The organism is Rathayibacter sp. SW19, assembly GCF_030866825.1.
GTDB classification, from domain to species: domain Bacteria; phylum Actinomycetota; class Actinomycetes; order Actinomycetales; family Microbacteriaceae; genus Rathayibacter_A; species Rathayibacter_A soli.
This window is the reverse complement of the sequence record NZ_CP133020.1, coordinates 805,201-819,485: the sequence shown is the minus strand read 5'-3', so window position 1 is coordinate 819,485 and position 14,285 is coordinate 805,201. Positions and strand designations below refer to the sequence as shown.

Below are 14,285 nucleotides of genomic sequence, written 5' to 3'. Positions count from 1 at the left end.
ATGGCTCGACTCGGAGGAAACTCGCCCCAGCACCGGCGGTCGAGTAGCGCATGAGCGCCAGCGAATACGCGTATCGAGACCCACTCCCGGTGGTCGAGTAGCGCATGAGCGCCAGCGAATACGCGTATCGAGACCCACTCCCGGTGGTCGAGTAGCGCATGAGCGCCAGCGAATACGCGTATCGAGACCCGACTGTGCACGGCGGGGGGCCCTTGGTCTCGATACGCCCGCTCGCTTCGCTCGCGGGCTACTCGACCAGCGGGGCGTGGGCGCCGGGGCGCCCGCCGGCTACTTGACCAGCGCCGCTACTTCGTCGCCGGCGCGCTGTTCAGCAGCACGTAGGCGTATCCGCTCACCGTCCAGCTCGAGGGCGCCGGCGTCGCCGCGGGGGAAGACGCGTCTGACGAGCCGGAGGCGGGCTTCGACGTCGACTTCGCAGCATCCGCAGCCGCCGTGGCCGCAGCAGCCGTCGCAGCTGCCGACGCCCCATTGCTCGCAAAGTTCGTCACGAGAAAGAGCCGCTGGCCGTGCTGCAACCCGTCCATGAAAGCGAGCGCCTGCCCATAATCGCCCGAAACGGTGATCTTGATCGGCACGGCGACGAAGTTGCCTCCCGTGATCTTCGCGTTCGTCACCGGTGCGGGCGCTTCGGGCGTGGCCGGCTTCGGCGCGGCCGCCGGAGCACTGGCCGACGCACTCGGCGAAGGCGTGGCGGTCGCCCCGGCCGCCCCTGGTGCCGGCACAGCCGCCGTGACCGGCGGCACATACGGCTGCGCGTCGCTCACGGTAACCCCGGTCACGGTCGTGCTCGTCGCGCCCGCGAGCGCGTTCAGATCCGAAATGAATGCGGGCAGATCGGCGTGCGGCGGGATCGACTTCTGCAACTCCGCGAGCGTCGACTTCAACGCCGGAAGATTCTTGTAATCCGTCTTCAACTGCTCAAGCGCCGCCTGCTTCGCGCCATTCTGCGCGGCGATCGACTGCTGCTGCTGATTCGCATCGGATGCCGCCGCCAACTGCGGCTGCACCCCCAACAGCACCCCGAAGATCACGACGGCGATCATGGCGACGATTGCGCCGATGATCCAGATTCTGCTGCGGTCCATGATCAGTTCCCCTTCTTCGTCGCGAAGCGGCCATCGAAGGCGTCCTTGTTGATGTGCATCGTCACGTCAGCGGTGTAACTGCCGTTGGCGTCCTGCGTGATCGTGCCGGGCACGGCATCCGCATATCCGGGCAGCGTGGCCAAGGCATCCAACCAGGTGCGGATGTCCGGCAACGTCGGCGTCGTCGCCGAGAATGTCAGCGTGGCCACCCTCGATCCCTGCAATGGCGCAGTCGCCTGAGCATACGGTGCGAGCGGCGACGCAGAGTCGATCGTGACGGTCGAGATCGTCACCCCGGCGGGCAGGGTGCCCTGCAGCTTCGTCAGATACGTCTTCCAATCGACTTCGGTCGACGCACCGACCTGCTGGCCGGCCTTGATCAGATCGACCTCGGCCTGCACTTTTTGCACCGCCACGTACTTCTGCTGCTGCACCAGGATGCTCTGCGTGCGCGCCTGCTCGTTCGCCAGGTTGGTCTGCGCGTTCATCGCCAGGTACACACTGCCGGCGATCACAAGGGCCATGACCACGACCACCACAACCAACCAGAGCAGTGCGCGGCTCGCGGTTTTGGCCCGCTTGCGTTGTGCGCGAACTTCCGGCGGAAGAAGGTCCGCTCGCGGCTCTCCCCCGACGACAATCACCGGGCGCCGGTCGCCCCTCGGCGCGCCGCGTTGCGGTTTGGTCTGCGGTTCCGGTGCCGTCAGTACGGCCGTCGCAACCGTGGCTCCGGCCGGTGCGGCCACCGCCGAGGCTGGGCTCGCCGCGGCCGGGCTCGCCGAGGCTGGGCTCGCCGTGACCGGGCCGTCCGCCGATGCGCCGGCCTTCCACGTGGCCGGGCCGCCCGCCGACGCGCCGACCCCCGATACCGCGCTCCCCCCGGATGCCGCCCCGCCCCCGGATGCCGCCCCGCGCGACCCTGCGCCGCCCGCCGCAAACGATCCAGGCGCCGACGATCCAGCCGCAAACGATCCGGGCGCCGACAATCCAGGCGCCGACAATCCGGATGCCGGCTCGCGCGGCACGATGCCGCTGAACAGTCCGCCGCCCACTTCGAAGTCCGCGGCAGCCGACAGCGCTGCTTCGGCTTCGACCTCAGCCGCGTACGGATCGAACGTGCCCTCGATGATCTCGGAAGATCCTGGGCCCGATGCGGGTTCAACCGAACCTTTCGGCACGGCCGCGAGACTGGCTGCCCCGATTCCGGAGTCATGCGACCGGCGACCGACACGGCCACGCCTGGTCGCGCCCGCCTGGGGCTCGACACCGTTGCTGTCGTCGTGCTCACGCCTGGTCATGCTGCCGCGCTCCCCAATGCGAGCCCTAACGCGACCAGGAGTGAGGACTTGCTGGCGCGCAGTGTGTCAGGGTGCACGTTGCGGGCCAGCGCAACGCTCGCGAACGGGTCGCCCGGAATGACCGATAGTCGACAGAACTCGCGCAGCGCCTCGGGCAAGCCCCGCAGATACGAGCCGCCGCCTGTGAGCACGATGTGGCTGACCGGGTCAGCCGGTCGGGTGTTGCGAAAGTAGTTGACGGTGTTGCGCAGACTGCCGAGCAGCTCATTCGTCAGCTCGTAGATGATCGCGGCGGCGTGTTCGCCCGCGACATCCGTGACGGCCGCTGCAAGTCCGAGGCGTTGCTTGAGAAGCTCCGCCTCGTCGATGGGCATGTCTAGCCGGGTGGCGAGAGCATCCGTCACGTCACCGCCGCCTGTCGGGATGATGCGCACGAATTGCGGCACGCCGTTAGTCGCGATGATCACGCTCGTGGTGGCGTAGCCGATGTCGATCAGTGCGACCGTGCCGACGGTGTGCTGGCGGGTCAGGAGTGCGCGGTCCAGGGCGAACGGGATGAGGTCGACCTCGACCGTGAACAGTCCGGCCAGTTGCGCGGCTTTCACATTGCCGGCGACCGCCTCTTTGACGGCGGCGATGAGCAATCCGTTGACCATGGGCCCGGTCTCGCCCTGGCTTTCGGAGATCGGGTAGAAGTCGAGGAGGGCATCCGCCACGGGCATGGGCAGCATGTCCTGCACCTGGAACGGAAGGGACTCACGGATGCGTTCGATCGGCGCCTTAGGAACGCTCAAGTCGCGCGCGAGCACCCGCTGGTTGCCCATGCCGAGCACGACTCGCTTGGTACTGAACTTTCCCGCGGCCCACAACTGCTTGAGAGCGTGTGCGACGGTGTTGGGTTCGACGACTTCGCCGCGGGTGACGGATCCGGCCGGGGTCGGTGCCTGCCGATACCGTCGGATCACCGGATGCGCCGTGTCGGCGCCTGCGATCTCGACAGCCCGCAGCGTGGTGCTGCCGATGTCGAGACCGACGACTGTCTTTGCCATGTGTTTCTCTCTTTCTGGTGTGAGGTCGGGTTCAAACCAGGCCAATGACGGTGAGGTAGCCGTTGAACAGCGACTCGCCGAAGAAGATGCCGACCCAGGCGCCCGCGAGCATCCAGGGTCCGAAGGGTATGCCGCTTTTGCGGTTCGCGCGGCGTGCGATCAGCAGTGCGATGGCGAACAGGCCGCCGAGCAGGAAGGCGGAGAAGGCGCCGACCACAAGCGAACCCCAGCCCACCCAGCCGAGGTAGGCGCCGAGCACGCCGGCGAGTTTGACGTCGCCGAAGCCCATGCCGCCCGGGTAGACGATGGCGAGGATCGCATAGAGCGCCCACAGTGCTGCGAGGCCGATGCCGACCCGTGCCAGTGCACCCCAGTCGCCGCTGAGTGCTGCGGCTGCCGTGAACAAAACGACGACGACCAGGTAGCTGGGCAGCACGATGCGGTTCGGCAACTTGTGCACATCAATATCGATGAGCCCCAGCACAACGCTGATCGCGGCCAAATACAAAAACGCAACAAGTACGAGAACGGATGCGACAACGCTGGTTGAGGAGCCCGCGAGCGGAGCGAGCAGGCGTCTCGAAACCCCAGCGCGCGAAACCTCAACCCACCACCACACCGTCACCGCAACAAACCCCACCCCGGTCCCAAGCTCCACGAGCGGATACCGCTTAGAAATCGGCTCCGCGCAGTCCCGGCACTTCCCTCTTAGCACCAGCCACGACAGCACAGGCACGTTGTCCCACGGCCTGATGGCCCTTCCACAATTCGGGCACGCGCTCGGCGGCGACACGATCGACACTCCGGCGGGCACGCGGTAGGCGACGACGTTGAGGAACGACCCGATGAGCAGCCCGAACACGCCGCACACCACGATTGCTGCTACCCACACTGTTGCGTTGCTCATCTCATCCACCCCATTTCACGTCTCATCCGACTTCAACCACCGACAATGTCACGCATGCTGGCCCGCGCCCCGAGCACACCGGTTCCCGGGAATCCGCCCGGAGCAGGGTCTCCCGTGCTGAGGTTCTGCCCAGGTATTCCGAGCACGTCAGATGTCAGGGTCGCGCTGGAGTTGCTGTTGATCGACGCAACATACAGCTGGCCGTTCCACGAGAAGCCTTGGTTCGAAAGCGGGCACGGCGAATAAAGCATCGCGGCCACGGGATTCCCCTGCGCGAGTGAATTGACGACCGTGTTGTTTCCGATCGTGACGCCTCCGCTGCCTGCGGGGCAGTTCGGAACGTGGATACCCGTGACGGGGGTGGTAGCATCCGCATCGGGCACGATGAGCCACAATTTGCGCAATGTAGCGCTGCTCGACTTGATCACGACGCTGGGCGGACTAACGATGCTCAAACCGTTCGCGATCACAGCGACATCCGTTTGAAGTGTCAAGCTTGGGACGGTTGTCAGATTGCCGCACGCCCGGGTGTCGACAATAGTTGGCGTAGTCAGCGCTCCGACGATGGTCGCAATGTTGCCGCAGTCGGTCGCGACGAGGGTCTTATTCGCGAACACCGTTCCGTCGGGGTTCGTCCATTTGACCCCGTCGACGGCGTAGGTCGAGTACGTGTAGTCAGCCCATGGCGGCACGGACGGAATCACGGGTGTCACGATGCCGGTCTGGTTCTGGAGCGGGGCAGCCCCGTGGATCGTGAGGCCTGAGACGGTGCCTGCTGTCTTGACAGTTCCGTCGACGATTCCGCCCCCGTTTACCGGCGCCGTTCCGGGCCCGGCGACGACGTTTCCGTGCACCCTTCCACTGATCGTCGCGCCGTTAGCGCTGTAGACACTGCCGTCGACGAGGCCCGATATGGTCGGCCCGGCCGCACCCGTCGTGTAGACATTGCCGGTGACTTCGCCTTTGACGTTCACGGAACCGGATGCGTACAAGTCGCCACTGATCGTGCAGTTGGACTTCGTCGACACACTCCCGTTTCCGAGAATGATGTTGGCGTAGATGACGGTAGGCGTGTTGCAGGTGATGTCACCGCTGAGGATCTGAATATACGGCTGCGGATTACCCGGATTGACGGTGAAGTTCGTAATCGTCGAGTCGAACGCGTTCGAGGAGTAGAGCGAAGCTCCTGACATTTGTATGCCGTAGGTGGGTGGCGTCGGCGTGTACGGGTAGACAGCCTCGACTGTGCGCGTGTTGCCCGACGAGTTGCCGGCAAGACCCTGGTTCGCGGCGCTACCGACGGATGTCAGCTTAAGCCAGTTGTCGGCGGTCGAGGTCGGGCACCCGCTCACCCAGGCTCCTCCAAGTGGGTTCGCCGTTGTCGACGCCGTTGAGTAGGACACCGTTACGCTGTAGGCCGGTGCCGTCGCGCTCGAGTACGTTGGTGCGCACACCGATCCCGCGATTCCGGCTGCGGCAACGTCTATGCCTGCTTCTGCGGCGGCGTGAGCCTGTATCGCAGCCCGCGTAGAGGTCGTGTAGCCGATCGAGTGCATAGACATCGAGACGACAACGGCCGCGACAATAGCTGAAACGGCCATGATGCCAATAACCGCGAGCAGGGCGCTGCCTTGTTCAGACCGGCCGCCACGCTGACGTTGGCTGCCGGGCGCGACCCTAAGGTTCCGGATTAGAAACATGGTGTACTCACCGTCGCTGACTGCTGCATGTACGTGGTCGTGCTGATGAGCACGTAAGGCTGTGAAGCCGCCGCCACCTTGAATGTCAGTTCGACGCGGCTGTTGCTCGGAGCGAGAAACACGGATCCCCCTGCGGCAGATGCGCTCACTCCCGTGGCTAGTAGAGTCCAGCCACTGCTCGGCGGGCCGTTCGGCGGCAAGATCGCCGATGAGCTAGTAGTCGTGTAGACCGCTCCACCATTCTGTGTCGTGTAATACCACGCCTGACAATGCGCGGTTGCGGAATTAGCCGCGGAATCCAACACGCGAGCGAACAGCAGTTCGCTGCTGATGTCTCCCCCAGTGGTCAGCGAGAGTGCAGATGCGTTTCTAACGCCTGCCTGAACCGATCTCGCAACCTGCTGCGCGGACGTTGTCGCGTCGGTCACGGCCGCTGCCGTGTCTTGCGTGCGCAAACCGCTGATAAGGATACTTCCCGCGATGGACAGGATAACGATCGCAAGGATTGACGACACGAGTAACTCGATCAGTGTGAATCCACTCTCGCATTCCGTGCGAACTCGCTCAACCAGGCGGCGCATTTCAGCCGCCTGCCGAAGAAACGAAAACAAGCGTGACGGCCGTGGCAATTGGGATTGCATACCCCGGCTGCATGATGCTAACAGCCGCCGTCACAACACCCGGATAACTCGCAGGGCAAGATGCCGCAGCCCATTGAGGCTGCAATTGCACACCGCGAGGATCGACCACTGTCACCGGAGTCACCGCCAGAAAGTCGCGCACGTCTGCGCAGGTCGGTGAGTTTCCCGTCGATGAGCGCACGGCGCGGGCAGCTTCTATTTGTTGGCCCGCCAACTGGGTTGCGGTTGCAATCGTCGTGGTCCTGGCTGTATCCCTGATCGTGTTGATCAGGAGAGGTATAAAGGCGAGAGCAATCATCGTGAGCAGAAAGAATGAGATCACGACTTCGATCATGCCGAATCCGCTCTCGCGCTCACGCTGCGCGCCAAGTGTCGACAGTATGCGCTTCACGGTAATCACCTCCCTCCAGTCGGGTGCGGGTGGTGTTGCGCTGCAATGGAGTGGTTCGCGTGTTAAACACCCACGGTGGGGTGCCGCTTGCGCGGCACCCCATCTGAGTCAAACAACGTACGAACTCCTACGGGCACGCTGCCGTGGCGATGCCACCACTTTGGGTGACGCTGAAAGTATTTCCAGCAGCTGAAGTGGCCTGGATACAGAAGGCGGTAGCTGACGGGGTTCCCGTTGTCCCATATGCCAGGCCTGTGACGCCATCACTGGCCACGAACCCAAAGTTGCCCAGAACGGCGGCCGTCAGTGCTGGGGCCGCCGGGGCACTTGGATTCTGTGCGTAGTACGCAACCACCGCCGTCTTTACGCTGTTGAGGTCTGACTTGGCTGCGGAATCTTTCGCGCCGTTCTGGAGACCGATGTAGATCGGGATGGCGATCGCGGCGAGAACGCCGATGATCACGACGACGACGAGGAGCTCGATCAGGGTGAAGCCCTGTTCTTTCTCTCCCCCATCGAGAATTGCCTTGCGGCGAGCACTGAGCTTGCCCATAAGTCGGAAATACATTTCAAGTTCCATTCAGTCGGGTTTTTAATTGAGCGTTGCTCACTTTAAAGCAACTACCCTAACCGTAATTCACAGGCAATTGGGAGATATAGTCCCATCTCGGGGTTAGCTATTGGTGTCTACCCGCGAATGGGTGGTGAGATGAGGGCTGGAATGGGCGTGCTTGGTCTCGATACGCCTGTTCGCTGCGCTCACGGGCTAGACGACAGCGGGGTATGTGATAAGTGGGCATGGATCGAGAAAGCGATGCTTGGGCGTCATTATGCTTGGCGGCGCCCTCAGCGATCACTTCCACGAGCGGCACCGCGACCGCTAATTGCGCCCGCCAGTTGCACGCGACTCGCCTCCGGTCGACTGCACTCCAGCCCCGGCAGACCACAGGGGTGCGGGATGTCGACAGAGATCTGGCCGGCGCTAGAGTGATCGCCGTTTATTTCTGAATTAGGCGGTCAGCGAGCAGCCATCGACAACTGGCCGATTTGTCACGTGTGGCCGGGCGAAGCCACGAGTAGGTGCCTCATTGCGTACCGGTGAAGGTCGGTAGTATGCCTGGGCATCGAAGTTTCCGGCGTCCCGTCAGTCGATCTCGCGAACACCCCGAGAAAGCGCGCCCGGCACATCAGAGATGTCTTGCTTCTGCATCATGCCAGCCTCAGTTGTCTTGCGCGGTCCAGCCTCCGCTGGGCCCGAACGACCGCGCCTTCTGGCTGCACAAAAGCGCCGCTCCGCGCTTACTCAGCGCATTCCGGTTATGCATGCTCTTACGCTGAGTCCATGAATGCTGCTCAGGCTTGGATTAGGAACCATCTCGTGGCGATGCTGGCCGCGGTCGCGGCGGTGGGCATTCTGACCAGCGGGGTGCTCGATGTCTTCGTCCGGCTAAGGCCGATCGAATCTTTGCCCATCGTGTACGACTTGTGCATGGCCTACCTGATGGGGTGGATGTTCAACATATTGGTCGTCGTGATCCCTGAGCGACGGAAAGTCCGTGCGATCATTCGAACATTGCGTGGCAACCTCATGATGATCGCGAACAATGGTTCCGCCCTGATCCACGATTTGGAGTTCATTGGCCGATGCCCACAGCGCCCGATCACTGAGGATCACGTGCTTAAGGTTTGCACGGCGAATAGCTACAACGACGCCATGAAGCTGTTCTTCGCGAAGCGACTGTCGGTCGCGCGAGATGCATACCGGCGAGTGATACCGTTCATGGCATCTCTGCCCCCGACGGTTGCTATCGCGATTCAAGAAGTTGACCAGCAGGTCATCAACTTGGCACTGGACGCGCCGGATCATCTCGAGTTTGGGCGAGATGCCGATCCCAACTCTCCATCGCCGCAACTCAGTGAATTGCGCACACCTCAGCCAGTGTGGACAATCACCACGGGCGAAGCAATGCCGAAGAGACAGACCCTTGCTGGCTGGAAGACTCTGATTATCGAGTACCACATCTCGACTGAGCGCGTTTCTGCCGCGGTTATGCCATACATCCGCGGGTCCGCTGAGCAGTCTGAGATCGTTGAATTCTGGATCAACCATAAAATCAATGACCTCGGCTACCCGTTCATGGATTACCCCGCGGACGCATTTACTGATGAATGGCTTTCAACCCCGCCGAGGTCGCCGATTGGGCTGCTGTAACGGTGACCTCCCTCGGTACCGGAATGAGTAGTGGGTGCGTGAAGTACCGAGGAAGACGCAATAGGCGGTATAGATATCCGTGTCCTCGCGACGCGGCATCCGGGTTTCGCGCCACACAAATGCGGTCACCCGACGCTTGGCTTACGGCCCCATGTCGTTGGTGTCCGACAAGGTCGGTCTATGACCAAGATCGGGCCCTTCTCACAAGCCGACGCAATCGGCTGGGACGCCGCGGCAATGCTCGCGCGAACAGTTCCGAATGTGCGGCGACGCGCAACGGGATTTAGTTGGAGCCACATGGCGGGCGGGCTCGCTATGGTCGCTGTGGGCCTACTCGGACTGGTGGGATCGGCCTCTCTTCCATTGGATATGGAAGTTTGGCGAATACTGCTTCCGTCGCCATCCATAGCTGTCTTGATACCGGGCTTGATGCTGACAATGTGGGCCGCACCCGAATCAGCTGTCCGTCTCGTCATGCGCGCCATCCGTCATGGCGTGGCATTTGGACGTCGAGTGACGTTGTTCTTGTCGTTTGCCGTGTCCGTTATTGCCCTCGCTTTTGTCGCAGCGGCCGAATCCACAAAACTGTCCGCAAGCGAGGTGGTCAGCTTCTACATCGTCGCGTTCTTCCTTGTATTGCTGGGGATTGGGATGGCTGCCTCAACACTGCCTTACACGCCCGCGATCGTGTCCGTCACGACCAAAGGTTGTGGGTACTGTGCGGGACGCACGGCGATGCTCGCCTGGTGCTTGGCATGCTGCATTACCGGCACGATCGTGGGTGCCGCGGCCGCTCACACACTGTCATCCGCTGCGGTTTGGCCGAGCGTGACACTCGCCTTACTCGGAGTATTTATCACCGTATTCGCCCAACGCCATAAGGATCTTCAGACAGACATCTCGAACCTCGAAAGGTCCCTTGCCGCGCTCCATCGGGAACTGACCGCGAGCGTTCCCGACTCAAGAAGACTGCTGGAAGCTTGTACACATATTGAAGCTGCCCTCTCAACGAAGCCGCGAGGTCCATTCACGCTTGCATCACAGTCGATACTCGACTATGAGCTTGAAGTCACCTTTTTGTACCTCCTCGCTCAAGCAACTTGTCTACCGGTGAGTGAGGCGACATCTGCAGAGAGCTCCGTGCTTCAACCCTTCTTTGCAGAAATCGAGCGCAGCGCCGCGCTGGCGGGCTTCACCTGGTCGATTCGAGGACGACTGCTACGCTCACGCAGGTAATGCGCCGCCATTCGCCTGGATCACCCAGTGCGTCGAGTGGGCGCACAAACCGGCTGGCAAAGAGGGAGAAAAGGGAAGCGCCCCGGAGATCTCTGCCAATTGGCTCAACCTGAAGTGGCCTCACTGTGCCGACGCTGCAAAGGTTGTCGTTACCTTCGGTGGAAGTTGGTCGCCGGATGCTGGCAGTTCCGTTGCGATTTGCGTTGGCGCGCGTGCGAGGCCGAGGTACTGCCCAATCGATTCTCATCGGGCGCGTAACTAATCCGGCAATGGACGGTTCTTCTCCATCGACTTTTGGTGGTCTCTAAGTCCTCGCGCGACGGCGATCCTGATGATGGAGTAGAGAAGCAGGAGCGTAAGGCACGGCAGCACGACCCAGAGGATGATTGCAACCATTGCCAAATTTTGAAAGATGTCCATCGAAATACTCTCGCAGTTCGCGATTTTTTGCGCGCGCTCCCAAACGCGGTAGAACCCAGCAAGTGCGGACGGCGTCGACGGCGGGCTGTAATAGCGAAACTCATTTGAAATGAGCGTCGTTCTCATCGGCGTCCTGATAGGTGACCTTCTCGCTATCTTTGGCCAGCCCATAAGCACTGCCATATCGCGCCGAGACCGACGGCGTGAGCGACTACTGTTTCGCTCTGAGAACGTCATTGATGAGATTATGAGCCGCAAGCCATACGGGCGACCGATTCGCAAGGCGTACTGACATCGATCGATTCAGTCTCAAAGAGCGATCGGTTCGCCTCGGCCACGACCGCACAACCGTCGGCGCAATTGATGGAACTGTTACTCCAGCGGCTCCGCTTCTCCATTCACGATACGAGGTTCCACGCCGCCTGGATGACGCTCTTCTGAGGCTCCAGTACTCCACCGTACGAACAACAATTACGGCGGCTTTCCCAGAAGACTAGGAGTTATCCGACCGTGCGCTGAAGGTTCGGGCGAGGCGACCGCGGCAGTCGACGAGACCCTCGATGTTTTTCGGGTAGCGTGGTCGCTCCTCACGCCAGCTTCAGGTGCCTTCCACGTTCAGAGAAGTAGTGCAAAGTGTAGCGCGCACGCTACTTGACCAGGGTCGCAATCGTGAAGATGGGCATGTAGAGGGCCACGACCATGCTGCCGACCACGACGCCGAGGAAGGCGACCATCAGGGGCTCGATCAGCGAGGTCAGCGATTCTGTCATCGCCTCGACCTCCTGGTCGTAGAACAGCGCGACCTTCTCCAGCATCGCTTCCATCGACCCCGCGTCTTCGCCGACTTTGATCATCTGCACGACCATGTCGGGAAAGACCGGCTCGTTCGCCAGCGGACCGGCGATCGACTCGCCTTGCCGCACGGACTCGGCCACGCTCACGAGCGCCTGCTCGATCACCCAGTTGCCGCTGGTGTCACCCACAATGCGCAGCGCCTGCAGAATCGGAACGCCGGAGGCAAGCATGCTGCCGAAGTTGCGGGCGAAGCGCGCGAGCGCGATCTTGCGGAACAGTCGACCGAACACGGGCAGCCGGAACTTCAGCGGGTCAACGACACGTCGCACTCGATCGGTGTTCTTGTTCGTGCGCCACCACAGCCAGATCGCAATGATGAGGACGAGAATCGACGGCCCGAGCCACACCATCTGCTCGGACACCCACACGAGTACCTGCGTCGGTGCGGGAAGCGTGCCGCCAAGCGTTGCGAACATCGTCTTGAAGATCGGCACGATGAAGATCAGCATGATAGCGACAGCGGCAAGTGACATGCACAGCACAATGATCGGGTAGGTCATCGCCGACTTCACCGTGCCGCGAAGCTTGACTTCCTTTTCAAAGTTGGTCGCGACCGTCTCCAGCGACTTCTCGAGGAACCCGCCGGTCTCGCCGGCACGCACCATGTTGACCATCAGTGGCGTGAAGTCGTCGGAGAATTTCGCCATCGCATCCGACAGCGACATGCCGAACTCGACATCGTCTCGCACCTGACTCATCACGTCGTGCAGACGCTTCTTGCCAGTTGGCTCAGCGAGGATGTTCAGCGTGCGCAACAAGCTCAGCCCAGCCCCGATCATGGTCGCCATTTGGCGGCTCATGAGCGCGAGGTCTTTCAGCTTGACACGAGGCGTGAGGCCCGGGATCGCGATGTCGCGGTGCAACCCGGTGCCGGCGGGCGCCTCAGTAATCTCGATCGGCGCGACGCCCATCGCGCGCAGCTTCCCCGTGACGACCAGCTCGCTGGCCCCCTCGAGCTTGCCCTTGACAACCTTGCCGGCATCGGTGCGGCCCTTGTAGGCATACGTCAGTGTGGGCATCAGTTCTCCGTACTCGAAAAGCGGTCACCGAAGTCCGGCCCGCCCGACATGGAACGCACGACATCCGGCCGGGGAGCCTCGCTGCGTTGCATCAGATGCTTCAGCCCGTCCTCGTCGTGCGCCTTGCTCATCGCAGCCTCGTGCGTGATCAGGCCCACGTTGAACAGGTCCGCCAAGTGCTGGTCCATCGTGTGCATGCCCAGCGCGCGGCCGGCCTGCATCGCCGTCGGAATCTGGTAGGTCTTGCCCTCACGAATGAGGTTACTGATCGCCGGCGTCATCAGCAGAATTTCGGTAGCAACCACACGTCCGGTGCCGGAGGCCTTCGGCACGAGCGTCTGACTGACGATGCCCTGCAGCGTGCCCGCCAGCTGCGTGCGCACCTGCGCTTGCTGGTGCGGCGGAAAGACGTCGATGATGCGGTCGACGGATTGCGGGGCATCCTGCGTGTGCAGTGTGGCGAATACGAGGTGGCCGGTCTCGGCCGCTGTCAGGGCGACCGAGATCGTCTCCAGGTCGCGAAGCTCACCGATCAGGATCACATCGGGGTCTTGCCGCAGCACGTGCTTGAGTGCCTCCGAGAACGAGTGGGTGTCCTCGCCGATCTCACGCTGGTTGACGATCGACATCTTGTGCGTGTGGGTGAACTCGATCGGATCCTCGACCGTAACGATGTGATCGGCACGCGTCGAATTCACCAGGTCGATGAGAGCCGCCAGTGTCGTCGACTTGCCAGAACCGGTCGGGCCCGTCACCAGCACCAGACCACGAGGCAGGGATGCGAAGTGGCCAATATTCTCGGGAATGCCCAGCTCTTTGAGCTGCTTGATTTCGATCGGAATGAGGCGGAACGCCGCACCGATTGCGCCCCGCTGCACGTAGTAGTTGATGCGGAACCGGTATTCGGGCGACAGGCTGTATGCCAAATCGAGCTCGAGCGCTGCATCGAAGCGTTTCTGCTGATCAGGAGTCAGCAGCGTCGCGAGCGCTTCGGAGACGCGGTCGGCGCTCCACGGCTGCTCCATGATGTCGGCCGGTCGCAGGGACCCGTCGACCCGAAGCATCGGTGGCGAACCCGCCGTGACATGCAAGTCGGATGCGCCCTGCCGCACCACCTGAACCAACGCCTCGATCAGCTCGGGATCTGCCTTCGTGCGCGCGTGCTCGGTCAGGTCGATTGGCGCGACCGATGGCTGCAGCATCGCCTCGCGGCGCGGAGGCGGTGCGGTCAGCGCGGTTGTCGTCGGCGGCGCGGTCTGTGCGGGCGCGGCGGCTTGCGTCGGCGTCACGGGCACCGCCGGCGCCGGCTGAGTGACAAACGCGGGCGCGCTCGGCGGCGCGAAGGGCAGGTCAGTTACGGGAACTGGCGCCTGCGGAATCGGTGGCGGCCACGACCCCACGCCCGTCGAATCGCTCATCTGCGGCACCTTTCCCCCAACGAATACCCCGAT

At 62.4% G+C, this 14,285-nt stretch carries 13 protein-coding genes; 2 read left to right on the top strand and 11 right to left on the bottom strand.

The window, feature by feature from the left end:
* Window positions 1-305: 305 nt before the first annotated feature.
* The 8 genes from QU604_RS03825 to QU604_RS03790 form a co-directional block, all read right to left on the bottom strand.
* Window positions 306-1,106: a hypothetical protein gene (locus QU604_RS03825; RefSeq protein ID WP_308467471.1), complete on the bottom strand. Its 801-nt coding sequence runs from the start codon at window positions 1,104-1,106 to the stop codon at window positions 306-308.
* Between the two features lie 2 nt (window positions 1,107-1,108).
* Window positions 1,109-2,404, bottom strand: a complete 1,296-nt coding sequence (locus QU604_RS03820; RefSeq protein WP_308467470.1) for a PilN family protein — start codon at window positions 2,402-2,404, stop codon at window positions 1,109-1,111.
* Window positions 2,401-3,453: a type IV pilus assembly protein PilM gene (gene pilM / locus QU604_RS03815; protein ID WP_308467469.1), complete on the bottom strand. Its 1,053-nt coding sequence runs from the start codon at window positions 3,451-3,453 to the stop codon at window positions 2,401-2,403. The genes QU604_RS03820 and pilM overlap by 4 nt, the downstream gene beginning before the upstream one ends.
* 31 nt (window positions 3,454-3,484) lie before the next feature.
* Window positions 3,485-4,360, bottom strand: a complete 876-nt coding sequence (locus QU604_RS03810) for a prepilin peptidase (protein WP_308467468.1) — start codon at window positions 4,358-4,360, stop codon at window positions 3,485-3,487.
* 32 nt (window positions 4,361-4,392) lie between these two features.
* Window positions 4,393-5,961, bottom strand: coding sequence for a bactofilin family protein (locus tag QU604_RS03805; RefSeq protein ID WP_308467467.1), 1,569 nt, complete (start codon window positions 5,959-5,961; stop codon window positions 4,393-4,395).
* Between the two features lie 89 nt (window positions 5,962-6,050).
* The gene (locus tag QU604_RS03800) at window positions 6,051-6,575 is read right to left on the bottom strand and encodes a hypothetical protein (protein ID WP_308467466.1); all 525 of its coding nucleotides are present in this window, start codon (window positions 6,573-6,575) and stop codon (window positions 6,051-6,053) included.
* Between the two features lie 67 nt (window positions 6,576-6,642).
* Window positions 6,643-7,092 carry a type IV pilus modification PilV family protein gene (locus tag QU604_RS03795; RefSeq protein ID WP_308467465.1) on the bottom strand — a complete coding sequence of 150 codons (450 nt, stop codon included), beginning with the start codon at window positions 7,090-7,092 and terminating at the stop codon, window positions 6,643-6,645.
* Between the two features lie 127 nt (window positions 7,093-7,219).
* Window positions 7,220-7,660, bottom strand: a complete 441-nt coding sequence (locus tag QU604_RS03790; RefSeq protein WP_308467464.1) for a type IV pilin protein — start codon at window positions 7,658-7,660, stop codon at window positions 7,220-7,222.
* 774 nt (window positions 7,661-8,434) lie between these two features.
* Between QU604_RS03790 and QU604_RS03785 the strand changes: the two genes are divergently transcribed.
* The gene (locus tag QU604_RS03785) at window positions 8,435-9,304 is read left to right on the top strand and encodes a hypothetical protein (protein ID WP_308467463.1); all 870 of its coding nucleotides are present in this window, start codon (window positions 8,435-8,437) and stop codon (window positions 9,302-9,304) included.
* Between the two features lie 180 nt (window positions 9,305-9,484).
* Window positions 9,485-10,540 carry a phosphatidylglycerol lysyltransferase domain-containing protein gene (locus QU604_RS03780; protein WP_308467462.1) on the top strand — a complete coding sequence of 352 codons (1,056 nt, stop codon included), beginning with the start codon at window positions 9,485-9,487 and terminating at the stop codon, window positions 10,538-10,540.
* Between the two features lie 258 nt (window positions 10,541-10,798).
* On the opposite strand, the gene QU604_RS03775 is transcribed toward QU604_RS03780, so the two are convergent.
* From QU604_RS03775 to QU604_RS03765, 3 genes are all read right to left on the bottom strand, one after another.
* On the bottom strand, window positions 10,799-11,086 hold the full coding sequence (locus QU604_RS03775) for a hypothetical protein (protein WP_308467461.1): 288 nt from the start codon (window positions 11,084-11,086) through the stop codon (window positions 10,799-10,801).
* 521 nt (window positions 11,087-11,607) lie between these two features.
* Window positions 11,608-12,834 carry a type II secretion system F family protein gene (locus tag QU604_RS03770; protein WP_308467460.1) on the bottom strand — a complete coding sequence of 409 codons (1,227 nt, stop codon included), beginning with the start codon at window positions 12,832-12,834 and terminating at the stop codon, window positions 11,608-11,610.
* Entirely contained in the window at window positions 12,834-14,252 is a 1,419-nt protein-coding gene (locus tag QU604_RS03765) for a type IV pilus twitching motility protein PilT (RefSeq protein ID WP_308467459.1), read from the bottom strand. The genes QU604_RS03770 and QU604_RS03765 overlap by 1 nt, the downstream gene beginning before the upstream one ends.
* Between the last annotated feature and the right edge of the window lie 33 nt (window positions 14,253-14,285).

What these genes read in the sequence shown, in the direction of transcription:
- QU604_RS03780 (WP_308467462.1), top strand. Translation starts at nt 9,485, where the DNA reads ATGACCAAGATCGGGCCCTTCTCACAAGCCGACGCAATCGGCTGGGAC.
- QU604_RS03765 (WP_308467459.1), bottom strand. Translation starts at nt 14,252, where the DNA reads ATGAGCGATTCGACGGGCGTGGGGTCGTGGCCGCCACCGATTCCGCAG.
- QU604_RS03790 (WP_308467464.1), bottom strand. Translation starts at nt 7,660, where the DNA reads ATGTATTTCCGACTTATGGGCAAGCTCAGTGCTCGCCGCAAGGCAATT.
- QU604_RS03820 (WP_308467470.1), bottom strand. Translation starts at nt 2,404, where the DNA reads ATGACCAGGCGTGAGCACGACGACAGCAACGGTGTCGAGCCCCAGGCG.
- QU604_RS03825 (WP_308467471.1), bottom strand. Translation starts at nt 1,106, where the DNA reads ATGGACCGCAGCAGAATCTGGATCATCGGCGCAATCGTCGCCATGATC.
- QU604_RS03810 (WP_308467468.1), bottom strand. Translation starts at nt 4,360, where the DNA reads ATGAGCAACGCAACAGTGTGGGTAGCAGCAATCGTGGTGTGCGGCGTG.
- QU604_RS03805 (WP_308467467.1), bottom strand. Translation starts at nt 5,961, where the DNA reads ATGGCCGTTTCAGCTATTGTCGCGGCCGTTGTCGTCTCGATGTCTATG.
- QU604_RS03770 (WP_308467460.1), bottom strand. Translation starts at nt 12,834, where the DNA reads ATGCCCACACTGACGTATGCCTACAAGGGCCGCACCGATGCCGGCAAG.
- QU604_RS03785 (WP_308467463.1), top strand. Translation starts at nt 8,435, where the DNA reads ATGAATGCTGCTCAGGCTTGGATTAGGAACCATCTCGTGGCGATGCTG.
- QU604_RS03775 (WP_308467461.1), bottom strand. Translation starts at nt 11,086, where the DNA reads ATGAGAACGACGCTCATTTCAAATGAGTTTCGCTATTACAGCCCGCCG.
- pilM (WP_308467469.1), bottom strand. Translation starts at nt 3,453, where the DNA reads ATGGCAAAGACAGTCGTCGGTCTCGACATCGGCAGCACCACGCTGCGG.